Raw genomic sequence first — 21,980 nt, 5'->3', positions numbered from 1 at the left:
TCAGTCGCGGGTCAGCTTGCGGTGGGTCACTCGATGCGGCCGCGCGGCGTCCGGTCCGAGCCGCTCCACCTTGTTCGCCTCGTAGGCCTCGAAGTTGCCCTCGAACCAGAACCAGGCGGCCTCGTTGTCGTCGTTGCCTTCCCAGGCCAAGATGTGCGTGCAGGTGCGGTCGAGGAACCAGCGATCGTGGGAGATGACCACGGAGCAACCGGCGAACTGCTCGAGGGCATTCTCCAGCGAGCCGAGGGTCTCGACATCGAGGTCGTTGGTGGGCTCGTCGAGCAGGATCAGGTTGCCGCCCTGCTTCAGGGTGAGCGCCAGGTTCAGGCGGTTGCGCTCACCACCGGAGAGCACACCGGCCGGCTTCTGCTGGTCCGGGCCCTTGAAGCCGAAGGCGGAAACGTAAGCGCGCGAAGGCATCTCCTGGCTGCCGACCTGGATGAAGTCCAGGCCCTCCGAGACCACCTGCCACACCGTCTTGTTCGGGTCGATACCGGCGCGGTTCTGGTCGACGTAGCTCAGCTGGACCGTGTCACCGACCTTCACCGTCCCGCTGTCCGGCTGCTCGAGGCCGACGATGGTCTTGAACAGCGTGGACTTACCGACACCGTTGGGGCCGATGACGCCCACGATGCCGTTGCGCGGCAAGGTGAACGACAGATCCTTGATCAGCTGCCGGTCGCCGAAGCCCTTGTCCAGGTGCTCGACCTCGACGACCACATTGCCCAGGCGCGGACCGGCCGGGATCTGGATCTCCTCGAAGTCCAGCTTGCGCATCTTCTCGGCCTCGGCCGCCATCTCCTCGTATCGACCGAGGCGGGCCTTGTTCTTGGCCTGGCGGGCCTTGGCGCCGGACCGCACCCAGGCCAGCTCGTCCTTCAGCCGCTTCTGCAGCTTCTGGTCCTTTTTGCCCTGCACCTCCAGGCGCTCGGCCTTCTTCTCCAGGTAGGTGGAGTAGTTGCCCTCGTAGGGGTAGGTACGGCCGCGGTCGAGCTCGAGGATCCACTGGGCGACGTTGTCGAGGAAGTAGCGATCGTGGGTGACGGCCAGCACGGCGCCCGGGTACTGCGCCAGGAACTGTTCCAGCCACAGCACGGATTCGGCGTCGAGGTGGTTGGTGGGCTCGTCGAGCAGCAGCAGGTCGGGCTTGCTCAGCAGCAGCTTGCACAGCGCGACGCGGCGGCGCTCACCGCCGGAGAGATTGGTGACCGGCTCCTCCGGCGGCGGGCAGCGCAGCGCGTCCATCGCCTGTTCCAGCTGTGAGTCCAGATCCCAGGCGTCGGCGTGGTCGAGATCCTCCTGGAGCTTGCCCATCTCCTCCATCAGCTCGTCGGAGTAGTCGGTGGCCATGAGTTCGGCGATCTCGTTGAAGCGGTCCAGCTTCACCTTGATCTCGCCGAGGCCCTCCTCGACATTGCCGCGAACGGTCTTCTCCTCGTTCAGCGGCGGCTCCTGCTGCAGGATGCCGACGGTCGCCCCGGGAGCGAGCCAGGCGTCCCCGTTGTTCGGCTGGTCCATGCCTGCCATGATTTTCAGCACGCTCGACTTGCCGGCGCCGTTCGGACCGACAACGCCGATCTTGGCGCCGGGGAGGAAGTTCAAGTTCACGTCATCGAGGACGACCTTGTCGCCGTGCGCCTTGCGAACTTTCCTCATCTGATAGATGAACTCAGCCATGTGCGAAAGCCTATCGGTGTGGGTGTGTGCGGGACGAAGCGGCGCTACCGCGCGAGCGCCGGGGAGCGGAATCGCTCGTCAGCCGGCCTCGACCGGGGTAGCGGAGACCGGGTCGGCGGCGCTCGGGTCGGCCGGTCGATGATCCGCCTCGAGATCAACGGACGCGGAGGCGGCGGAGTTCCCGCCCGGAGGGCGCAGTACCGGGGCCGAGCAGCGGCCGAGGTCCGGACCCAGGGCGCTCGCGCGCATCTCCAGGTCGTGCCGGGCCACGCCGTCTCTGGTGTGGTACTCCGCGGTACGCAGCTGCCCGTAGGCGATGACGGGATCACCGCGGCGGATCGAGGCGTCCACACCCTCGACCAGCCGCCGCCAGCAGTTGACGGTGAGGAAGAGGGTGCCGTTGTCCACCCAGCTGCCGCTGTCGCGGTCGAACCGGCGGGCGGTGCTCGCCATCCGGAACGACACCACCTGCTCGCCGCTGGGCAGGCTGCGCCGCACCGGGTGCGTGACCACATTGCCGATGACGGCCGTATTCGCCTCGTACATGTTCCGCCCCTTCGTAATTCGGTCCCTCGACGGCGCGCGGCCGTGCGGACCGATCCCCTGTGCCCCTGCGATCGGGACACCTCCAGCCTGATCGATCACCCGCCGTCGCAACAGACCGAAACCGAATCTGTGGATGAAATTCCCGGCTGTGGATAGCCGCTGTTCCGCTTTGCGCGGCCAGGGCCTACAGCGTCGTCAGATCCGTGTTCGCGCCGCAGAGCACGATCACCGGCCGCTCCCCCGGGCCGGGCACGTACGCGCCGCTCTGGATCGCCGCCAGCGCCACCGCGCCGGCCGGTTCGACCACGATCCGGAATTCCCGCCACAGGTACTCGCGCGCCATCGCGATCGCGTCGTCGGTGACCAGCACCGAACCCATCCGATACCGCTGCGCGAGTTCCAGCGGTATGTCGCCGATCCGGGTGGCGCCCAACGCATCCGAGGCCAGCCCGCTGACGTGTACGTCCACCGGGCGGCCCGCGGCCAGGGCGGCGTGCAGAGTGGGTGACCCCTTCGGCTCCACGCCGATCACGCGGCCCCGCAGGCCCAGGGCGGCCGCGATCCCCGACGCCAGCCCGCCACCACCGACCGCGACCAGCACCGGCGGACGGCCGCGGACCTGACGCTCGATCTCGAGCCCCACCACCCCCGCTCCGGCCACCACCGCGGGCAGGTCGTAGGCGTGCAGTTGCAGGGCGCCGCGCTCCTCGGCCAGCTGGGTCGCGTAGTTCTTGGCGTCGGCGTAGGTCGTGCCGTGCCAGAGCACCTCGGCGCCGTAGGCCCACATGGCGGCCACCTTGGTGTGCGGCGCCGACTCGGGCACCACCACCGTGCAGGACCGTTCCTGCACGGCGCAGGCCAGCGCCGCGGCGATACCGGCGTTGCCGCCCGAGGCGATGATGACGCCGCGCCGATCGGACCGGTTCTCGAGCAGCGCGTTCAGGCTGCCTCGTACCTTGAAAGTGCCGCCGTGCTGGAGGTATTCGAGCTTGAAGGTCACCTTCACCGGGCCGTGCGGACCGGTCACCTCGGTGTGGAAAACCGGCGTCACCCGGATCCGGCGGCCCAGCCGCAGGCGGGCGGCTCGCACGTCGGACCGGTACAGCCGCCGCACATTTCCCGTCGTGGGCGCGTCGGTCACGGCCGAGTCCCCCGATCCCGCCGGGCCAGCTCGGCGAACATGGCGTTGTGCGCGGCCAGGTCGGCGTCGTGGTCGCGCTCGGCGGCGCGGTCCATCCGCTTGGCCAGCCGGTCGTCGCTGCGCGACCACTGGATCAGCAGCGCCAGCATCACCAGCACGAGCGGGATCTCGCCGCTGGCCCAGGCCAGGCTGCCGCCGGTGCGCTGATCACCGAGCAGATCGGTGTTCCACCCCAGCCCGATCGAACGGTAGAACGAGGCGCCCAGCACGGTCGTCATGCTCATCAGCGCGACACCGAAGAAGGCGTGGAACGGCAGCGAGCCGAACACCATGCCCACCTTCGTCATCGACTGCACCTGCCGCGGTTTCGGATCGATCCCGAGCACCACCCAGTAGAAGAGGTAGCCCGACACCAGGAAGTGCACGTTCATCACCAGATGCGCGCCGTGCGAGTCGACCACCGAGTCGAAGATGCCGCCCAGATAGAGCGCGTAGAAGCCGACCACGAAGAACGCCGTAGCCACCACGGGTTGAGTCATGAACCGCGACACCGGATTGTGCACCGCGGCCAGCACCCACTCCCGCGGCCCCGGCGGTGCGTCGCGGCCGGCAGGTGGCAGCGCGCGCAGCGTCAGCAGCACCGGCCCGCCGAGCGCGAACAGGATCGGGGCCAGCATCGACAGCAGCATGTGCTGGGCCATGTGCACGCTGAACATGGCCGGGGCGTAGCGGCCGACACCCGAACTGGTGGCGATCAGCAGCACCACGCAGCCACACAGCCAGGCGATGGTGCGCCCGGCGGGCCAGGCGTCGCCGCGGGAGCGCAGTCGCCGCACCCCGGCCAGATACAGCACAGCAAGCACGAGGGACAGCGTCCCGAAGATCAGATCGAAGCGCCAGTCGAACAGGATTCGCGCGGCCGTGGGCGGACCGGCCAGGTCGTATCCCAGCTCCACCTCGGCCGGGGTCGGGACCTGCTTCAGATCCGGCGGCGGCGTGCGACCCAGCCCGGCGGCGAGCCCGACGGTAGCCGCGAACACCAGCGCCTCGACCCCGGCGTAGCGGATCAGGGCGGCGCGGTCGCGCGCGTTCTTCAGGAGCGCGGGCACGGCGATGCGCCGCTGCACGAATCCGATCACCCCGAGTACGCACAACGCCATCGTCTTCGCGATCACCAACCGGCCGTAGGTGGTCGTGAACAATTCGCTACCCGGCACCCGCACCCAGGCGTTGATCACCCCGCTGACCGCGACCACCGCGAACGCCCCGGTGGCCACGAGCGAGAACCGCCGCGCCGCCGTCCCGGTGTGCTCGCCGCCGCGCAGCGCGTAGGCCAGCACCGAGAACAACCCGCCCACCCAGAGCGACACCGCCACCAGGTGCAGGATCAGGCTGTTGGTGGCCACATCGTGCGCACCGCCGGACGAGGAGTGTCCGGTCAGGGCGACCGGCATCAAGCACAGCACCGCGTACGCGAACAGCACCGGCGTCCAGCCCCAGCGCAGCGCGAGACGACAGCCCACCGCCAGCGCCAGCGCCATGCAGGCCGTGGTCCGCCAGGAACCCGCGACCTCGACCTGCGTGATGGCATGCCACACCTGGTCCGGCCGCAGCGTCGACCGGACCGGTTGCCCGGTGGTGTCCGACAGCGTCAGCGGCACCAGCAACGCCGCCGCGCCGGCCCACACCAGCGCCGCGATCCCGGCGCGGTGCAGCGCCCGGTACCCGCCCACGTCCAGCAGTCCATTACGCTGCGGCGGCGTGAGGAATGCCGCGAACAGCAGCGAACCGACCGCCATCGCCGCGGCCAGATCGGCGACCGCCCGGACCGCCGGCAGACCGTAGGTGGTGAGCGGGCCGGGATCCGGGATTCCGAGCAGCGTCAGCGCCTGAGCTGCGGACAGGCCCACCACCAGCGGGGCGACCAGCGCCGCCAGCGCGGTGGCGACCGCCGTGAGCACCAGGAACATCGCCGCCGACTCCGACCGGATGCCCTGGGATTCGGCTTCGACGGACGGGTCCTGCGGTGACGACATGCGGTTCAGCCTAGTTCGGCGCCCACACCCGCGACCGCCCCGGTCCGCACCTCCCGCGGCCTCCTGTGACCCGCTGACATGCCCGCGAGTTGCTCAGCGGCAGCCGGGACCGAATCTGGACGCTCGCTATACTAATCGTGCTGGACACCGTGCCGAGAACCCGGCATGGTGTGTGGTGCTGTGCACTGCCTCCGTAGCTCAGTTGGATAGAGCAAGGGCCTTCTAATCCCTAGGTCGCAGGTTCGATTCCTGCCGGGGGCGCCACCCAGCTTGACCATTTTCCCAGGTCAGGCAGATTACCCACATTAGTACCCCGCCGCGGCACCGAGGAAACCCCCGGATCACACGCGATACTCGGCGCGGAGGTCCTTCTTCTCCAGCGAGATCTTCCACTGCTCACGGCGCGTTCGCGCGGTTGCCGTCAACATCGTAGGTCTACGATCAAGAGCGCGGTGAACCTCGAGAAATGGAGTCCTTCGGATGGCCGAGTCGTCGAACAGTCGCAAGAAGACCAGGGCCGGGCGCGGTGATGGCCCGGTGACTCGGGCGGCGGTGCTGAGCGCGGCGTTGGACCTGGTCGATCGCGAGGGTGTCGACGGGTTGTCGATGCGGCGGCTGGCCGAGGCGGTGGGCCGGGATCCGATGGTGATCTACCGGCATGTGCCGAACAAGGCCGCGGTGCTCGACGGTGTCGCCGAGGTGGTGTTCGGGCAGTTGTCGGTCGACGCCGCGGCACCGGATTGGGTGGCCGAGGTGCGCAGGGTGGCACGGGAGTTCCGACGGGTGGCGCTGGCGCATCCACGGGTGGTGCCGTTGCTGGTGACGCGGCCGCTGGCGACTCCGCTCGGACAGCGCCCGGCGACCATGGTGCGGCCGCTGGAGGACACGCTCGCGCTGCTCATGCGCGTCGGCTACACCGAGGTCGACGCGCTGCACATCTACCGGGCGCTGTTCGGGTTCCTCTACGGGCATGTGCTCAACGAGTTGCAGGAGATCGTGGAACGCCCGGAGGAGACCGACGATCTGCTGCGGCTCGGGCTGTATCGCCTGCCGATCGGCGAGTTCCCGCTGGTGCGCAATCTCGCATCGGTGCTGGCGGCCTACGACGGCGAAACCGAACTGGAGCGTGGGCTCGACATCCTGCTGGCCGGTCTCGCCGCGACGCTGCCGGGGCCGGGTGACGCCGCGCCCGTCGACACGGGCGCGGTCACCCTCCCCGGACCGGAGGATGCGCCCGCCGCGCGATGAGGCTCGCGACTCCGTCGTCTACAATGTGAATCTACGCTGTAGATAGCAGTGCGATCGCTGCGCGCCGACTCGGCACGAACGGCCGTCGAGCGGCGCAGGGGTTGGACGACGGAAGGAGGACGTGTGCCGGTTCGAACCGACAGACCTCCGAGTACGGACACCATTTCCTACGCACACCTGTTCCGGTTGAGCGACGAGTGCGGGATCTTCGAGCACGCGCGGCTCACCGAGCCACGGGTCGACAACGGCTACTGCGTCGACGACGTGGCACGCGGCCTCCTGGTCACGGTCCGCGAAACCGAGCCCACCCCGGAGCTGCTCGACCTCACCAGGGTGTACTTCGACTTCGTGATCGATGCGCTCACCCCGGACGGGCGCTGCCACAATCGACGCGGGCCGGACCGGTGCTGGCAGGACGAGCCCAGCCTCGACGATCACTGGGGCCGCGCGCTGTGGGCGCTCGGCGCCGTCGTCGCCCGCAGGCCCGACTTGGCGGAAACCGCGCTGGCGCACTTCATGATCGCCGCCGAGCAGCGGCCGGAGTCCGCGCGCGCGATGGCGTTCGGCGCCCTGGGCGCGGTCGAGGTGCTGCGAAAATATCCGGAAAACCATTGCGCCCGTAACCTATTGGTCGACGCCGCGGCGCTGATCGGGGCTCCGACCCGTCGGCTCGATTGGCGATGGCCCGAGCCGCGACTGCAGTACGCCAACGCCGTACTGGCCGAGGCGTTGCTCGCGGTCGGCTCGCTACCCGGCCGGGAACGCACCCACGCCGACGGATTGGCGATGTTGCGCTGGCTGCTCGAGACCGAGACCACCGGCGACCACCTCTCCGTCACCCCGGTCGACGGCTGGGCGGTCGGGGAGGACCGACCCGGCTTCGACCAGCAGCCCATCGAGGTCGCGACGCTGGCCGACGCCTGCGCCCGGGCCTATCACGACACCGGCGACCAGCGCTGGAAGGACGCGGTCATGCTGTGCGAGGCCTGGTTCCGCGGCGCGAACGACATCGACACCCCGCTGCTCGACCCGGACAGCAACGGCTGTTCCGACGGACTGGAACCCACCGGCCGCAACGAGAACCAAGGCGCCGAATCGACACTCGCGCTGCTGTCCACCCAGCAACAGGCCAGACGGCTGACACGGAACCCGTAACGCGAAACAACTGTCGGGCTACCCGACCTTCGTGTAGGTCAGATCGAAGTCCGTCTGCCAGGTCCGGCCGTCCTCGGCCAGTTCCCAGCGGCCCTGGATCGTCTTGCCGTCGTCGGAGAATCTGCCGGTGAATCGCTGCGCGAAGGGCTCGCCGTCGCGGCGCAGTGTCCAGATGCTGTCCGACAGGCCCATCTCGTAGATGCGCTGCACGTCCCGATCGTCGGTGTAGAGCTGGTAGTAGGCGCCGCTCATGCCGTCGCAGCCGATGACCGCGACGCCGTCGGGCGCCTCGGGCATGTCGATGTGCCACCGCTGCACGAGCAGCGGTGTGCCCCTGAGCCAGTCGAAGGTGACGCGGCCCGAACCCGGCCACGGCGGACCGTCGGGCGGTCCGGCCTGCATGGTCCATTCTCCGACGAGAACCTCCAGGCGCTTGCGTGCCGAGTCGTTCGTGGACTGGTTCATCGAGCTGCTCCTCTCCGCTGGATCACTCGTATCGACGCCACGAGTCGGCGAATCTCATCGGTGCCCGGCGGCGCGGGTCAGGATGCGGCGCGAAGCCGGGAACGCAGGACCTTGCCGCTGGCGTTGCGCGGAATCTCGTCGAGCACGACGAACCGCTTGGGCACCTTGTAGCGCTCGAGACCGTCCCGGACGTATTGCCGGAGATCGTCGTCGGACGGCGCCGCGGCATCGGGGGCGACAACGACGAAGGCATGCAGGACCTGCCCGAACTCGGCGTCGGGAACACCGATGACCACGGCGTCGGCAATGCCGGGATGCGCGGTGAGACGCTCCTCGACCTCGCCGGGGAACACGTTCTCCCCGCCGGAGACGATCATGTCGTCGGAGCGGCCGTCGATGTAGAGCAGGCCCCGCGCGTCGAGGCGCCCCATGTCCCCCGTGTTGACGTGGCCGTCGACGACCTCCTTGGCCCTTGCCCGGACGGTGGCGTCCGGGGTGTAGCCGGTGTACTCCAGCGCGGTGCGGACGAAGATCATGCCGGTCTCCCCGACCGGTGCGACCGTGCGGTCCGCGCGCAGGATGCGCACCGACACGCCCAGCGCCGGACGGCCCGCCGTATTCGGCGCGGCCACCAGGTCGGCCGGGCCCGCGATGGTGACCAGGCCCGCCTCGGTGGACCCGTACCCGTTGATCAGGATGGGACCGAACGCCTCGAGCACACCCGAGACGGTGCCGGCGGAAATCGGCGCGGCACCGGTGACGATGCTCCGCAACGCCGCGCGACTCGGGGCGGATCGCGCGAGTCCGGGGACGGCCAGCAGTCGTTGCAGCATGACCGGAACCGCCATCAGCACCGTGACCCGATACCGGGCGATGTCGTCGAGGGCCAGCCGCGCGTCGAAGCGGCGGCGGCAGATCGCGGTGCCCCCGAGCGCCAGCGGCCCGAGCAGCGCGAGCAGTCCGAAGCCGTGGAAGAACGGCGGCGCCACCAGCACCCGATCGGAGGAACGCAGCCGCAGCAGGGCCATGGCGGTCGCGGTCAGCAGCGCGATCGCCTGCGGTTTCACGGCCCGCGGAACGCCCTTGGACAACCCCGTGGTGCCGGAGGTCAGCAGCGTCAGCCGCACCGCCCGCCGCACCGGCGGCGGTGCCGGGTTACGTTGCGCGGCAAGGTCGTCCAATGTCGGCAGGCGCGTAGTGGAGCCAGGCTCGTGCCAGGCAAGTACCCGCAGGCCCGAGTAGCCGGATTCCTCGACGGCCGCCGCGTATTCGTCGTCGTAGATCAGGATGTCGGGGTCGTGGCGGCGCAGGATCGCCGCCAGTTGCGGCGGCGGCAGTTCGGTATTGACGAAGATCAGTTCCGCGCCCAGTTGGGCGCCCGCGCTCATCGCCTCGACGAACCCGCGATGATTGCGGCAGACGATGCCCACCGACCGCGGCGCGGCGGGCGACCGGGCGAACAGTGCCGCCGCGATCGCCTCGGCGCGCCGCTGCAACTGCCGATAGGTCAGTTCACCGCGCTCATCGATCACCGCGACCCGCTCGGGAAACCGAATCGCGCTGGCCGCCAACAACATCGCCGGAGTCGGGCCGAACCGGCGGAAGTCCCGCGCCAGCGCCGCCAAGGCCGGTGGCGCCATCGGGGTCAGTAGGCCCGACGTCGCGATCGCCGGTACCGCCGCGGCCCACTGCCGCACACCGCGGCCGAAGTCAGCGCACACCGGACCGCACCTCCGTCGTCGCCGGGGCCTTCGGCGATCGCACCCGCGCGAGCGACGCCTGTGTGTCGCCGAGGAAGCGGTAGACGAAGCCGAGCAGTAATTCGTTCGGAACACGCAGCAGCGGAACGAGAATCGCCGACGGATGGCCGTAGATCGGTGTCAGGGTGCGCGGCTTGTGCACCACCGCGCGGGCGATCACCCGTGCGGCGTCGGCGGGTGTCTGTCCCGGCAGCATCCGCATCCAGCGGCTCGGCGCGCTCATCCGGGTGTGCATCAGCCCGGCATAGAACGTGGTCAGGGTGACGCCGTCCGCGCGCGCCTCCATCCCCACCGCCCGCAGCCACCAGTCGAACGCCGCCTTCGACGACAGATAGAAGCCCCACTTCGGCACGACCGGGAACATGATGCCGACCGTCGACACGTTCACGATGTGCCCACGGCCGCGAGCGCGCATGGCGGGCAGCAGCGCCAGCGTCAGCCGCATCGGGCCGACATAGTTCGCCCCCGCGGTGGCGGTGATGTCCTTGGGCCGGTCGTAGGACAGGTGAATCGATCGCCGCAGCGACTTGCCCGCGTTGTGGATCAGGTAGTCGACCTCGCCGAAATCGAACAGCACCGAGGCGGCGAACTCCGACACCGACTGCTCGCTGGTCAGGTCGAGCGGATAGGCGAACGCCTGCCCGCCCTCGGCGGTGATCTCGTCGGCGAGTGCGCGCAACCGGTCCATAGACCGCGCCGCCAGCACCACCCGCGCCCCGGCCCGCGCGAACAATCTCGCGGTCGCCTCGCCGAGGCCGTAGGACGCGCCGGTGACGACGACGACCTTGCCCGCGACCTCGGCACGCAACTCCGCGCGGTCGCGCAGTCCCCGCGGGCCGATCAGGAAGGCCGCCGCGCGGGCGATCGGGTGCGACACCCACCGCGAAGGGCCGGAAGGAAAGGGCATCGACATCGAACTACTCCACATTGTCGGAACGGGTCAGCTGCGGGAGGTCGAGCAGAGACGACAGCGACTGCGCATCGGGTATCGCCGCGTCCAGCACCCGCTGGGTCAGTCGGATCTCAGGATCCGAGCGCAGCGCGCTGATGACGGTGCCGAAGAGGTTGGCCACGATCAGATCTCGCACCTGCTCGCGCGAGATCTCCTCGCTGTGCACCCAGTGCAGCACCACGCCCTCGATGAAGGACAGGTAGCCGTTGATCGCCGCGCGCAGCACCGCGCTGGTGTCGCCGCCGGTGATCTCCACGGCCAGCGCCTCCGCGACCCGTTGCCGATGCCGGTCGCGAATGCTGCGCACCTCCGCGTCCGCCACGTCGGCGATCAGGGCCTCGAATCCGCTGGTCTGATGCTGGGCGCGGTCGAGGAGCTGGTCCACACCGCGGTGCAGCCGGTCCAGCGCGGGACCGCGCATGGACACCAGATCGCTCCAGAACTCCTCGGCCGCCTGCTCGAGCACCGCCAGATAGAAGCCCCGCTTGCCGCCGAAGTGGTAACTGATCGATCCCGCGGCGACCCCGATGGAGCGGGCCAGATCCACGATGGACACATCCTCGTACCGCTGCTCGCTGAACGCCGTCCGTCCCGCCTCCAACAGCGCGGCCCGGGAAGCCTCACCCCGCCGATTGCCGACCATCGCACCCCAGTTCTTGAATCAGATTCAAAGTCTGACGGTAGTGCGGGGGCGCGGGCGGGTCAAGGCAGAGTTTGAATATGCTTCAAATTCTCGGCAGGCCCCCGACAACCGCTGGGGCGCCGCCGGATTCCCAGCGGCGCCGCGAGCGGTGCCGTCCGGCTACGCGGGGATGTCCTCGCTGGCATCTCCGACGGCCTTCGCGATCGCCGTGAACGACCGCGCCGGGGCATGCCGCAGCATGCGGGCGTAGGTGCGGGCCGAGGCCGGCCACGGATTGGTGACGGCCCCGCTCTCATGCTTGTACCAGCTCGAACCGGCGGACGCCCAGACGGTCCGGCACAGCGCGTTCCGCATCCACAGCTCGTAGGCGGCCATCGCGTCGGCGCTCACTTCGATTGCGGCGGCGCCGGTTTCGTCTCGCCATCGCAGGCACTTCATGATGTAGTCGATCTGCAGTTCCTTCATGCCCGGGTTGCTGCCCGCCGGATTGAACGAGTTGGGCCCGGCGATGAGGAACGCGTTCGGGAAGCCGGGCACCGCCAGGCCCATGAATGCCGAAGCGCCCGAACGCCATTGGTCGTGCAACAGCCGCCCGCCGCGTCCGCGCACCAAGATCGGCGCGAGGAATTCGGACGCCCGGAAGCCCGTCGCGTACACGATGACATCGGCGCGATGGCGCGCACCGTCGACGGTGTCGAGCCCGTCCCGGGTCAGGCGCGCGATCGGCGCGGTGACCAGCTCGACGTTCGGTTCGCTCAGTGCCCGAAGGAAATTGCTGTCGAACAGGATCCGCTTGGCGCCGATCGGATAGTCAGGTGTCAGCCGCGCGCGCAACGCTGGATCCGCGACAGATCGGCGCAGGTAGGTGTGCGCGAGCCACCTCGCGGGCCGAGCCGACCAGCCCTCCCGCATGATCGGCGACAGCAGCGAATCCGCGGCCTGCCACAGCAACCGGCGATAGGCACGATGCCCGCCGGGCAGCCGCAGGGCGATCCGGGCGAGCAGCCCGAACTCCCGGCCGGGTTTGGGGAGAATCCAATGCGGAGAGCGTTGGAACACAGTGACTTTGCGGGCAGAGGCCCGCAGTATCGGCAGCACCTGCGCCGCGCTGGAACCCGTGCCGACCACCGCCACGTCCCGGCCGTCGAAATCGATGTCGTGATCCCACTGCGCGGTGTGGCACGACGCGCCCGCGAAGTCGCTGTGGCCGGGGAACACCGGCACGCTCGGGCGGTGGAGCTGACCGACGGCGAAGACGACGACGTCGGCGGTGAGGCGAGTTCCGTTGGCGGTCACCAGCGCCCAGCAGGCGGCGGGCTCGAGATAGCTCGCCTCGGTGACCGCCGAGTGCGGCCGCAGGTGCGCCGCCAAGCCCTGTTCGTCGACCACCTTCCGGAGATAGTCCAGGGTGTGGCGCTGATCCGGATATCTGGTGCGGGTACTGCGATACGGGGCGAAGGAAAACGAATACAGATGTGCCGGAACGTCACAGCTACAACCGGGATAGGTGTTGTCCCGCCACACCCCGCCCAGTCCGGGCCCGCCCTCGAGGATGACGAAGTCGTCGATCCCGGCCCGCCGCAGCGCGGCCCCCATGCCGATACCGCCGAATCCCGACCCGATGATCACCACTGAGTAGTGCAATCTCGTTACCACCTCCATGCGCGAAGACATCCAGTAATCGATTGGCAACCTTACTGTCCGGGGCCTTCAAATCGATAAACGTGACGTCAACACAGGGGTTTTCGGCCATCGGCAACTGTCGAGCAAGCACCTGCTCGAGTCGGGCAGGCACACGGCTGGCAATCACCGCGAGAGGGAATCACCGGACACCTGAATCGCGCGCGAAAATCGCGCCGCCCACCGTCGGCCGCGCAACTTCCCGAGACCGCCCCGGCGGCAGGCCCCATGCGTGCCGCAGGGCGCGGAGGTGGACGAATGCCCAGCGCTGCCCGGCATTACCCGGGAGACCAGCGAGGACGGCAAGGTCAGTCGGCCAAGAGATTCCGGCCGGTACGGAAGTCTGGCCTACGGCCGCCGGAAGGGTATTATGTTCCTTCGACGCGGTGTGATCGGCGGTCTTTGGGCACCGCTGGTGATCGTCGAGCATCGGAGTAGAGGTCATGGTCGCAGAACCGGTTCAATCTCGGATCGGCAGCGTGGATTCGCTTGTCGCCGAGCGTGGTCCGACGGCGCTGCGGATCGCCGTCGGCGGGCAGTTGCGCAAGCTGCGCGAGCAGTGCGAGATCACCCGTGAGGCCGCGGGCGAGCACATTCGCGGCTCGCACGCCAAGATCAGCCGTCTCGAACTGGGCCGCACCGGCTTCAAGGAACGCGACATCCGCGACCTGCTGACGCTGTATCGCGTCACCGATCCGCAGGATCGCGAGGCGTTCCTGGACCTGGTGCGCAAGGCCAACCAGCCGGGCTGGTGGCACCGCTACAGCGACCTGCTACCGCAATGGTTCGAGACCTACATCGGCCTCGAGCACGCCGCGCACTCCATCAGAACCTTTGAGGCGCAACTGGTTCCGGGCCTGCTGCAGACCGAGGCCTACACCCGCGCCGTGGTCGCGCTCGGGCACCAGGAGGACGAGGCCAACCGGCGCGTCGAGCTGCGCCGCCACCGGCAGAAGATCCTCGACCGGGAGGGCGGCCCGACGCTGTGGGCGGTGCTGGACGAGACGGTGCTGCACCGGCCGATCGGCGGCAACGACGTGCTGCGCGGGCAGTTGGAGCATCTGGTCGAGATGTCGGATCGGTTGAACGTGACGATCCAGGTGCTGCCGTACGCCGCGGGCGGCCATGCGGCCGCGGGCAGTTCGTTCACCATGCTGCGCTTCGCCGAACCCGAACTCCCCGACCTGGTCTACATCGAACAACTGACCAGTGCGCTCTACCTGGATCGCCTGCGCGATCTGGAGATCTACCGCCTGGTCATGGACCGCCTGAGCGTGCAGGCCGAGCCGCCGGAGGTCTCGCGGCAGATGATGGTGGACGCCGCCGCTCGATTGTGAGCGGCTCCGCGCCGTCAGTGCACTTCGACGACTTCGCTTGTGTCCCTGGGCCGTTCGTCGACCACGGGCAGCGGTTCGGCCGCCGCGGGCCGTCGGATCGGGTCGCCGACGGCGTGCAGGTGGCGCAGTGCCTGTGCGTAGGAGTCCAGTAGTCCGGTCTCGCTGTAGGACACGCCGCGCTCGCGGCAGAACTCCACGACCAACGGCTGGGCGTGGCGCAGGTTCGGGCGCGGCATGGACGGGAACAGATGGTGCTCGATCTGATAGTTCAGGCCGCCCATCGCGGTATTGATGAGCCGGCTCCCGCGCACGTTGCGAGAGGTCAGCACCTGCCGGCGCAGGAAGTCGGTGGCCTCGTCCGCCGTCAGCACCTCCATGCCCTTGTGGTTGGGGGCGAAGGTGCAACCCATGTAGAACCCGAACAGCATCTGCTGCACGGCGATGAACACCAGCGCCTTGCCCGGCGGCAGCACCGCGAACACCACGGCGAGGTAGCCGACGGCGTGGGCGGCCAGCAGCGCGCCTTCCCAGCGACGGTGCGAAATGGGCCATCGCGCCACCGCACGCGCGCTCGCGAAGTGCAGACTTCCGGCCTCCAGCAACAACATCGGGAAGAACAGCCACGCCTGATAGCGGAAGACCCACCGCCGCAATCCCCGCGCGGTCCCCGCCCGGTCGTGCGAGTGCGCCAGCACACCCATGACGTCCGGGTCGGCGCCCTCGGTGTTGGGGTGGGCGTGGTGACGGTTGTGGTTGCTGGTCCACCAGCCGATGCTGACGCCGATGGCGAGATTGCCGGCGATCAGGCCGAAGAGGTGATTGGCCCGCCGCGTCCGGAAGATCTGCCGGTGCCCGGCGTCGTGCCCCAGGAAGGCGAGCTGCGCGAACACCGCCGCCAGCCAGACGGCCACCGGGAGCTGCCACCACGAGTCGCCGACGAGTACGAACGCCGCCCATCCGCCGATCCACGCCGCGCCCGTGATCGCACTCTTCCAGCCGTAGTACCGCAACCGGCGCTCCAGCAACCCGGCCTCACGTACCCGCCGCGACAACACCGCGTAGTCGCTGCCCCGCAAAACCTCATAGCTACGCACGGCCAGCTCCGCTCCGACTGTCGTTGTTCCCGGTACACGATGCCATGTCCGGCGACCTCTTTCCGGTTGCCGGACTTCCCGTCACCGGCGGCAAACTGCGATCGCGGCGCACCCGTCAGGGCCCCATGATCCCGCGACAACATGTCCGCCGAGTGAACGAACGTCGGATCGGCGACCCGCCGCCCGTGCCGCCATCGTCGCACAGTGCGCCCGGCTCGCGGCGGCGGGCCCGGAGCCGGACGGGGTGGCGGAACGTCTTTCACCCCCGCTTCCGTTTCCTTCGGCGCGGTATCCTGCCGAGGTGGCGGGTCGGGGGAACGAGTTCAAGCCGGATGCACAGGATCCCAAACGCGTACTGTTGCGCACCGGATTACCGCCGGGCGTCTCGCGGGCGGAGATCACCTATCGGGTCGGCGGCGGGATCCGGGGAACGCGTGTGGTGCGGCGCTCGGAGGCGGAGTTCGCGCACCTGCGGACCGCCGTGGACGACGTCTACGAAGGTCCGTGGAGCGCGCCGGAACAGCTGACACCGGCCGCGGCCACCTACTACATCGACCAAGCCGAACAGCGAACGGCCTTGCGCGCGGCCGAGATCCAGCGGCACCGCGAATCGATCGATCTGACCTGCCCGTGGTGTGCCCGGCCGCGCACGTATATCGGCGTGCTCGGGTTCGTCACCGGCCACGCCGGGTTCCTCACCGATCACCCCAGTGAACTGGGCCAGCAGGTCGAGAAGCAGCACGCCTACCGGTGCGACCGGTGTGGATCGATGCTGTACTTCGCCGACGGCTATCTGGCGCACCCGTTGCCGGGGCGCCCAGCGACCCCGTCCTGAGAGCCGCGTTTGCGCTCGAAAAGTCGGGCGGGGACGATATCCCCGCGCAGTTCTGCAGCCCCGACAGTCCGCAGACCGGAGACCGATGGCACTTTCCGCACTGCTCACCAAGATCGTCGACTGGTTGCGCGCCGGATATCCCCACGGCGTGCCCGATACCGACTATGTGCCGCTGCTCGCCCTGCTGGCACGGCGCCTGACCGAGGACGAGGTGCGTGCGGTGGCCGAGGAGTTGGTCGCGCAGGGCACCCTCCCCGCCGATCGGGCCGACGTCGGGGTCGGCATCACCAGGATCACCGACGCGATGCCGCGCGAGGCCGACCTCGCCCGCGTCCGCGAGCACCTGCTGGCGGGCGGCTGGCCGGTCGACGACAGCTGGCCCGGCACACTGCCGTGAGCGCGCCGAGCCGGTAATCGCAAGGCGCGGTACGGGTTACGCACTGCGGGCGCGTCGGTCGACCGACGCGAGCAAACCGGGATCGGCCAATCCACCCTCCAGATGCGCGGCGTGCCCGACGCCGGGCAGAACGAGCCGGCGAGTGCCCAGGTAGTCTGCGAGCGCGGCCACCGCGCGGTGCCGGGGGCCGGGCGACCGCGCACCGACGGTGAGCACGACGCGCTCGGGCGCGGCGAGCGGCGCGGGCTCGAAGGCGCCGAACATGGCGAACTCGGCGGCGACGGTAGCCCGCGACGCGCGAGTGCACTCGGGCCGCCATGCCGGACCGTACAGCGCGCGGCCGAATCCCTCGACACCGCCGGCCGCCAGCCCGGCCGCGACATGGTCGAGCAGGCCCGGGGCGAGCGAGCCCGCCGCGGGTTCGTGGAGCAGCGCACCGGCCAGCGGCACTCCGCGGGCCGCCAGTTCCAGGCCGAGAGTCGCTCCGCCGCTCACGCCGAACACGAACGCGCCCACGCACATCGGCGTCAGGAAGGCGATCTCGGTGTCCAAATCTCCGGACTGCGGACGGTCCGGGGCGAGCACCTCCGCGGTACCGGACAGCGCGGCGGCGGTCGCGCCCCAGACTCGGGAATCGGTTGCCGCGCCGTGGATCAGGACGACCCGTCTCATCCGCCGAGCGCGGCGAGCAGGTCCGCCGAGGTCGCCACCGCGCCGAAGATGCCGCCCTGCATGGTGACCATGCTCAGCGCCGCCTCGTGGTGTCGGCGTTCGGTGGCGCCCGTGCAGTCGGACAGCAGCAGGCATTCGTAGCCGCGGTCGTTGGCCTCGCGCAGGGTGGTGTGTACGCAGACGTCGGTGGTGATACCGGTCAGCACGAGATGGGTGATGCCGCGGGTGCGCAGCAGGAGATCCAGGTCGGTGGCGTAGAACGCGCCCTTGCCGGGTTTGTCGATCACCGGCTCGTCCGGCAGCGGCGCCACCTCGGGAACGATTTCCCAGCCGGGTTCGCCGCGCACCAGGATGCGCCCGCACGGGCCGGCGCTGCCGATCTCGGCGCCGGCCCGGGCCGAGCGCCAGCGCTTGTTGGCCGGCAGATCGGCGAGGTCGGGGCGATGTCCTTCGCGGGTGTGGATCACGGTGAGGCCGTGGCGGCGGGCGGCGTCGAGCACCCGCGCGGTCGGTGTCAGCCCGGCACGGGTGAGGGCGAGGTCGTAGCCCATCTGATCGACGTATCCGCCGGGTCCGCAGAAATCGGTCTGCCAGTCGATGAGCAGCAACGCGGTGCGGGCCGGGTCGACGGCGCCGTCGAACGGCCAGGCGTAGGGTCGCGCGGCCACGGTCGGGAGGGTCATACCCCAATCTCCTTGTCTCGAGCGGTCATTGCGCACGCGGCGGTGAAGACGACCGCGGCGGCCAGCAGGCCCACCACGGCATCGGACAGCTGCGGCGCGCAGGCGTGGGTGAGCAGCGCGGCGGCGGAACCGCCGAACCAGCCGGCGAACGGCGGCCAGCGCAGCGCCCGCACTCGGCCCCCGGCGCCGAGGCCGAAGCGCGGCAGGACGAGTTGGTCGAGGATGACCACCGCGCCGATCGGCGGCACGATCACCCCGAGCAGGTTCAGCCACTGCTCGAACCACGACCAGATCCCGGCGACCGCGAGGATCACCCCGACCGTGCCGAGCACGACGGTCAGCCGCCGCATCCGTCCGCGAGTGAGCTGGCTCCAGCCGACCGCGCCGTTGTAGAGGCAGTGCGTGCACACCGAGCCGAGATTGACGAACACGAAGGCCACGGCCAGCGGTACCAGCAGGCCGCCGTGATCGATGAGCAGCCCCAGGAAGTCGCCGCCGTCGGCGGCCGGATCCCGCGCCCCGCCTAGCGCGACGATCAGCCCACCGATGACCAGCGCGATCATCTGCCCGACCGGGAAGGCCGAGAACGCCGCGAGAAAACCCTCGCGACCGCTGCGCGACCAGCGGGTGAAGTCCGCGGTCATCGTCCCCGAGTCCACGAAGGACGCGATCACCAGCGTGACCGCCGCGCCGAAACTCATCACACCGGTGCCCTGGTAGGCGGTGGGTGAGGCGGGCGCGTCGGCGGCGGCGAGCCCGACCGCCACCAGACCCAGCACCACATAGAACGGCGCGGCGATCATGCCGATCACCGATAGCGCACGGATGCCGAGCAGTGTGACCGCGACGAAGACGACCCCCGTGAGCAGGGTGGTGAGTCGTTCGTGCCAGCCCAGACTGTCGTGCAGGATCGCCCCGGCCATGCCGGTCTGGAAGGCGAACCAGCCGATCACGACGGTCGCGAGGAAGCCGGACGGGATCGCGGCGGCGCGGCGGCCGAAGGTCTCGGCGGCGGTGAGCGCGAAGTTCTTGCCCGTGCGACCGGCGAGGTAGCTCAGCGCGCCGACATAGAGCATCAGGATCAGGCTGCCGGTCGCGATGGCCAGCATCCCGCGCCCGAAGCCGAGCGAGTGCACGATCAGGCCGCCGAAGAGGGCGCAGGTGAGCACCATCGGGAAGCCGAACCACACGGCCGAGACGGACAACAACCCGCGCCGGTGTTCGGCGGGCACCGGGACGTCCTCGAACTCCTCGATGCCCGTACCCGGCGTGCCGGTGATCGTCGTGGCGGTCATCCCCGCACCTCCGGTAGCTCGTATACGACGGTGATGCTGCCGCCGCCGGGAGGACCCTGGTGTTCGGCCCCGCCCGAGACATAGATCGCGCCGTCGCCCTTGAGCGCGGCGAGCAGACCGCCGACGGCCGCGCGGGCGTGGCGAGTGGCATTGATGTCGGAGTCGGTGAGCATGGTGTGCCGATGACCGCGCACCGTGCCCGACGGGTCGGCCTCGGCCTTGGCTAAGATCTGCCGCACGGTGCCGCCGCGCCGCGCGACCTCGTCGAGCAATGCGGTCACGGCCGCGAGGTCGAGCGCGTCGGCCATCTCGCCGTGCAGCGCGCGCAGCGGGTTGGCGGCCGCGGCGCTCTCGGCGACGACGAGGACATGGCAGTCGTCGAGTTCGGCTCCGGCGCTTGCCGATGCGCGTGCCGACGACACCTCGGCCGTCCCCGACAATGCCGCCGCGGCGGTGGCGGTATCGCATTCGCCCAACGCGACCGCGATGCCGAGGGCACTGGCCGCACGCGAGCGGCCCATCGATTCATAGGTGTCGTCGCAGACCGGTTCCAGCCCGGCGGCGCGCAGTGCCGCGATCTTGGCGGAGGTCAGCAGCGGGCATTTCACCAGGACGAAGTGCACGTCCGCGGCGGCGACACCGAGTTCGGAGACGAGCTTGCCGACCGTGTCGGTAACGGCGGCGACCTGCGCGGGCCGACCGATCTCCGCCGGATCCAGCGTGCGGGTGCGGCCCGCGGCGGCAACCAGGCCGCGATCGAATCCCGGATGCCGGGTCTCGTCGCGGACGAACAGAGTGACGTGCGGGCTCAGGACGCCCTCGGTGCCGCCGGAGAACACGGTGACCGCGGCCTCGGGCAGTAGCGGTTCCCACGCCGCGGCGGCCAGGGTGCGGCTGAAGTCGTTGACGCAGCCGTTGCCCTCGGTCTTGCCGACGACGCCGACCACGTCGGTGGCGCGCTGCCCGGCGGCGGTGAGCGCCGTCAGCGCGGACACATCGGCGGGACCGGCCGTGGGCACGGTGAGCAGGGTTATCGGGGTCATGCGGATGCGCTCCTCCGGGACAGCGGGCCGAGATGGTGGAAGACGAGATTGAGGACGAAGGCGACGATGACCGTGCTGGTGATGGCCCCACCGCAGATGATCTTGGCGGCGGACGGCAGCCCGGAGTACACGTCGGGCGAGACGATCGGGATCATCCCGATGCCCATCGCCGGCGACACGATCAGCAGGTTGTCGCTCCCGGAGAAATCGACCTTCGCGAGGGTCGCGATACCCACTCCGGCGACGGTGGCGAACATGACGAGGCTGACCGAGCCGATCACCACGTCGGGCAAGCTCGCCACGAGTTCGCCCATCTTCGGCACCAGGCCGAGCGCGATGAGGATGCCACCGGCCACGCCGACGACCCGCCGGCTGGTCACCCCGGTCATCCGCACCAGGCTGACGTTCTGCGCGAACACGGTGTCGGGGAAGGAGGTCAGGAATCCGGCCAGTAGCGCGGACAGTCCGTCGGCGGCGAGCCCGCGAGCCAGCCGCGGCGGTGTGACCTGCTCGCCGGTGGTCTCCGACACGGCCAGCAGGTAGGCGGTCGACTCGGTGTAGATCACCAGCATGACCAGGCACATCGAGATGATTCCGGCGATCGGGAAGGTCGGCGCGCCGAAGAGGAAAAGCCGCGGTATCCCGAACCAGCCCGCCCCGCCGACACCGGCGAAATCGGTCATCGAGAGCAGCGCCGCGACGCCGGTCCCGAGCACCAGCGCGATCAGCACCGCCGACTGTGCGAGCAGGCCCCGGCCGTAACGCAGCAGCGCCACGATCAGCAGCACGATGCCCGCGGCGAGGGCCAGCCGCGAACCGCCGGCGGGCTGGTCGCCGAAGATCATCGTGACCGAGTTGCCGATCAGCGACAGCCCGATCATCGTCACCGCCGCACCCCGCACCACCGGCGGGAAGAACCGGATCAGCCGCGAGAACGGCACCGCGACAAGGACACCGAAGATACCGGCGGCGATCATCGCGCCGTAGACCGCGGACAGGCCGTACTCCTGGCCGATCAGGATCATCGGCGTGACCGCGGTGAACGACGCCCCGACCACGACGGGCATCCGCGCGCCGAGCAGGCGGCCCACCCCGGCGGCCTGCACGACCGTGACCACACCGGCGACCAGCAGATCGGCGTTGACCAGGACGGCCACGGTCGATTTCACGAGGCCGAGGGCTTCGCCGAAGACGAGCGGCACGGTGACACAACCGGCGTACATCACCAGCACGTGTTGCAGGCCGAAAAGAACGGTGCGCCAAGCGGACAGGCGGCGGGGCGGTGATTCGGTGCCGAGAGTGGCGGCGGACATGCGGGCCT

20 protein-coding genes and 1 tRNA gene are annotated in these 21,980 nt (G+C 69.7%); 6 read left to right on the top strand and 15 right to left on the bottom strand.

Annotated features, from left to right (window positions below):
- The 4 genes from ettA to ACFMRZ_RS30385 form a co-directional block, all read right to left on the bottom strand.
- Positions 1 to 1,677 (bottom strand): energy-dependent translational throttle protein EttA, encoded by a 1,677-nt coding sequence (gene ettA, locus ACFMRZ_RS30400; RefSeq protein ID WP_280273532.1) that lies wholly within the window; start codon positions 1,675 to 1,677, stop codon positions 1 to 3.
- A 78-nt stretch (positions 1,678 to 1,755) separates the two neighbouring features.
- Complete coding sequence (locus ACFMRZ_RS30395; protein ID WP_280371798.1) at positions 1,756 to 2,223, bottom strand: single-stranded DNA-binding protein; 468 nt, start codon at positions 2,221 to 2,223, stop codon at positions 1,756 to 1,758.
- A gap of 184 nt (positions 2,224 to 2,407) precedes the next feature.
- Positions 2,408 to 3,364: a threonine/serine dehydratase gene (locus ACFMRZ_RS30390; RefSeq protein ID WP_280273530.1), complete on the bottom strand. Its 957-nt coding sequence runs from the start codon at positions 3,362 to 3,364 to the stop codon at positions 2,408 to 2,410.
- A complete protein-coding gene (locus tag ACFMRZ_RS30385) occupies positions 3,361 to 5,400 on the bottom strand; it encodes a cytochrome c oxidase assembly protein (RefSeq protein WP_400181704.1) in 2,040 nt (679 codons plus the stop codon). The genes ACFMRZ_RS30390 and ACFMRZ_RS30385 overlap by 4 nt, the downstream gene beginning before the upstream one ends.
- Before the next feature lie 187 nt (positions 5,401 to 5,587).
- On the opposite strand from ACFMRZ_RS30385, the gene ACFMRZ_RS30380 reads away from it, so the two are divergent.
- The 3 genes from ACFMRZ_RS30380 (at position 5,588) to ACFMRZ_RS30370 (ending at position 7,803) form a co-directional block, all read left to right on the top strand.
- Positions 5,588 to 5,664: transfer RNA gene (locus ACFMRZ_RS30380), tRNA-Arg, on the top strand.
- Between the two features lie 216 nt (positions 5,665 to 5,880).
- Positions 5,881 to 6,648, top strand: coding sequence for a TetR/AcrR family transcriptional regulator C-terminal domain-containing protein (locus tag ACFMRZ_RS30375; RefSeq protein WP_400181703.1), 768 nt, complete (start codon positions 5,881 to 5,883; stop codon positions 6,646 to 6,648).
- Positions 6,649 to 6,771: 123 nt separating this feature from the next.
- Positions 6,772 to 7,803 carry a glycosyltransferase gene (locus tag ACFMRZ_RS30370; protein ID WP_400181702.1) on the top strand — a complete coding sequence of 344 codons (1,032 nt, stop codon included), beginning with the start codon at positions 6,772 to 6,774 and terminating at the stop codon, positions 7,801 to 7,803.
- Positions 7,804 to 7,821: 18 nt separating this feature from the next.
- Here ACFMRZ_RS30370 and ACFMRZ_RS30365 read toward each other — a convergent pair whose 3' ends face one another.
- The 5 genes from ACFMRZ_RS30365 to ACFMRZ_RS30345 all read right to left on the bottom strand — a co-directional run bounded on the left by ACFMRZ_RS30365 (position 7,822) and on the right by ACFMRZ_RS30345 (position 13,267).
- Positions 7,822 to 8,268, bottom strand: a complete 447-nt coding sequence (locus tag ACFMRZ_RS30365) for a hypothetical protein (protein ID WP_280274596.1) — start codon at positions 8,266 to 8,268, stop codon at positions 7,822 to 7,824.
- 77 nt (positions 8,269 to 8,345) lie between these two features.
- Positions 8,346 to 9,908, bottom strand: coding sequence for an AMP-binding protein (locus ACFMRZ_RS30360; protein WP_400183008.1), 1,563 nt, complete (start codon positions 9,906 to 9,908; stop codon positions 8,346 to 8,348).
- Between the two features lie 70 nt (positions 9,909 to 9,978).
- Positions 9,979 to 10,941: an SDR family NAD(P)-dependent oxidoreductase gene (locus ACFMRZ_RS30355; protein ID WP_400181701.1), complete on the bottom strand. Its 963-nt coding sequence runs from the start codon at positions 10,939 to 10,941 to the stop codon at positions 9,979 to 9,981.
- 4 nt (positions 10,942 to 10,945) lie between these two features.
- A complete protein-coding gene (locus ACFMRZ_RS30350; protein WP_400181700.1) occupies positions 10,946 to 11,623 on the bottom strand; it encodes a TetR/AcrR family transcriptional regulator in 678 nt (225 codons plus the stop codon).
- Between the two features lie 159 nt (positions 11,624 to 11,782).
- A complete protein-coding gene (locus ACFMRZ_RS30345; RefSeq protein ID WP_400181699.1) occupies positions 11,783 to 13,267 on the bottom strand; it encodes a flavin-containing monooxygenase in 1,485 nt (494 codons plus the stop codon).
- A 479-nt stretch (positions 13,268 to 13,746) separates the two neighbouring features.
- Between ACFMRZ_RS30345 and ACFMRZ_RS30340 the strand changes: the two genes are divergently transcribed.
- Positions 13,747 to 14,640 carry a helix-turn-helix domain-containing protein gene (locus tag ACFMRZ_RS30340; RefSeq protein WP_400181698.1) on the top strand — a complete coding sequence of 298 codons (894 nt, stop codon included), beginning with the start codon at positions 13,747 to 13,749 and terminating at the stop codon, positions 14,638 to 14,640.
- Positions 14,641 to 14,654: 14 nt separating this feature from the next.
- Here the strand turns inward: ACFMRZ_RS30340 and ACFMRZ_RS30335 are convergent, their stop codons facing one another.
- Complete coding sequence (locus ACFMRZ_RS30335; RefSeq protein ID WP_400181697.1) at positions 14,655 to 15,734, bottom strand: fatty acid desaturase family protein; 1,080 nt, start codon at positions 15,732 to 15,734, stop codon at positions 14,655 to 14,657.
- Between the two features lie 301 nt (positions 15,735 to 16,035).
- Here ACFMRZ_RS30335 and ACFMRZ_RS30330 point away from each other — a divergent pair, with 301 nt between their 5' ends.
- Positions 16,036 to 16,569, top strand: a complete 534-nt coding sequence (locus ACFMRZ_RS30330; protein ID WP_400181696.1) for a hypothetical protein — start codon at positions 16,036 to 16,038, stop codon at positions 16,567 to 16,569.
- Between the two features lie 85 nt (positions 16,570 to 16,654).
- Positions 16,655 to 16,966: a DUF3349 domain-containing protein gene (locus tag ACFMRZ_RS30325; RefSeq protein ID WP_280273273.1), complete on the top strand. Its 312-nt coding sequence runs from the start codon at positions 16,655 to 16,657 to the stop codon at positions 16,964 to 16,966.
- A 36-nt stretch (positions 16,967 to 17,002) separates the two neighbouring features.
- Here the strand turns inward: ACFMRZ_RS30325 and ACFMRZ_RS30320 are convergent, their stop codons facing one another.
- The 5 genes from ACFMRZ_RS30320 to ACFMRZ_RS30300 are packed head-to-tail and all read right to left on the bottom strand — an operon-like array spanning position 17,003 to position 21,972.
- A complete protein-coding gene (locus tag ACFMRZ_RS30320; RefSeq protein ID WP_400181695.1) occupies positions 17,003 to 17,638 on the bottom strand; it encodes an alpha/beta fold hydrolase in 636 nt (211 codons plus the stop codon).
- A complete protein-coding gene (locus tag ACFMRZ_RS30315; protein ID WP_400181694.1) occupies positions 17,635 to 18,321 on the bottom strand; it encodes a cysteine hydrolase family protein in 687 nt (228 codons plus the stop codon). Before ACFMRZ_RS30315 ends, ACFMRZ_RS30320 begins: the two co-directional genes overlap by 4 nt.
- Positions 18,318 to 19,616, bottom strand: a complete 1,299-nt coding sequence (locus ACFMRZ_RS30310) for a cytosine permease (RefSeq protein ID WP_400181693.1) — start codon at positions 19,614 to 19,616, stop codon at positions 18,318 to 18,320. Before ACFMRZ_RS30310 ends, ACFMRZ_RS30315 begins: the two co-directional genes overlap by 4 nt.
- Positions 19,613 to 20,659: a ring-opening amidohydrolase gene (locus tag ACFMRZ_RS30305; RefSeq protein ID WP_400181692.1), complete on the bottom strand. Its 1,047-nt coding sequence runs from the start codon at positions 20,657 to 20,659 to the stop codon at positions 19,613 to 19,615. Before ACFMRZ_RS30305 ends, ACFMRZ_RS30310 begins: the two co-directional genes overlap by 4 nt.
- Entirely contained in the window at positions 20,656 to 21,972 is a 1,317-nt protein-coding gene (locus ACFMRZ_RS30300; RefSeq protein ID WP_400181691.1) for a nucleobase:cation symporter-2 family protein, read from the bottom strand. The genes ACFMRZ_RS30305 and ACFMRZ_RS30300 overlap by 4 nt, the downstream gene beginning before the upstream one ends.
- Between the last annotated feature and the right edge of the window lie 8 nt (positions 21,973 to 21,980).

This window comes from Nocardia sp. N2S4-5, assembly GCF_044628355.1.
Lineage (GTDB): Bacteria > Actinomycetota > Actinomycetes > Mycobacteriales > Mycobacteriaceae > Nocardia > Nocardia wallacei_B.
The sequence above is the reverse complement of the archived record's forward strand: the minus strand, read 5'-3'. Positions and strand labels throughout refer to the sequence as shown.

Coding starts and splice junctions, on each gene's coding strand:
- ACFMRZ_RS30310 (WP_400181693.1), bottom strand. CDS start 19,616: ATGACCGCCACGACGATCACCGGCACGCCGGGTACGGGCATCGAGGAG.
- ACFMRZ_RS30320 (WP_400181695.1), bottom strand. CDS start 17,638: ATGAGACGGGTCGTCCTGATCCACGGCGCGGCAACCGATTCCCGAGTC.
- ACFMRZ_RS30315 (WP_400181694.1), bottom strand. CDS start 18,321: ATGACCCTCCCGACCGTGGCCGCGCGACCCTACGCCTGGCCGTTCGAC.
- ACFMRZ_RS30340 (WP_400181698.1), top strand. CDS start 13,747: ATGGTCGCAGAACCGGTTCAATCTCGGATCGGCAGCGTGGATTCGCTT.
- ACFMRZ_RS30395 (WP_280371798.1), bottom strand. CDS start 2,223: ATGTACGAGGCGAATACGGCCGTCATCGGCAATGTGGTCACGCACCCG.
- ACFMRZ_RS30350 (WP_400181700.1), bottom strand. CDS start 11,623: ATGGTCGGCAATCGGCGGGGTGAGGCTTCCCGGGCCGCGCTGTTGGAG.
- ACFMRZ_RS30360 (WP_400183008.1), bottom strand. CDS start 9,908: ATGGCGCCACCGGCCTTGGCGGCGCTGGCGCGGGACTTCCGCCGGTTC.
- ACFMRZ_RS30300 (WP_400181691.1), bottom strand. CDS start 21,972: ATGTCCGCCGCCACTCTCGGCACCGAATCACCGCCCCGCCGCCTGTCC.
- ettA (WP_280273532.1), bottom strand. CDS start 1,677: ATGGCTGAGTTCATCTATCAGATGAGGAAAGTTCGCAAGGCGCACGGC.
- ACFMRZ_RS30305 (WP_400181692.1), bottom strand. CDS start 20,659: ATGACCCCGATAACCCTGCTCACCGTGCCCACGGCCGGTCCCGCCGAT.
- ACFMRZ_RS30375 (WP_400181703.1), top strand. CDS start 5,881: ATGGCCGAGTCGTCGAACAGTCGCAAGAAGACCAGGGCCGGGCGCGGT.
- ACFMRZ_RS30325 (WP_280273273.1), top strand. CDS start 16,655: ATGGCACTTTCCGCACTGCTCACCAAGATCGTCGACTGGTTGCGCGCC.
- ACFMRZ_RS30385 (WP_400181704.1), bottom strand. CDS start 5,400: ATGTCGTCACCGCAGGACCCGTCCGTCGAAGCCGAATCCCAGGGCATC.
- ACFMRZ_RS30355 (WP_400181701.1), bottom strand. CDS start 10,941: ATGTCGATGCCCTTTCCTTCCGGCCCTTCGCGGTGGGTGTCGCACCCG.
- ACFMRZ_RS30365 (WP_280274596.1), bottom strand. CDS start 8,268: ATGAACCAGTCCACGAACGACTCGGCACGCAAGCGCCTGGAGGTTCTC.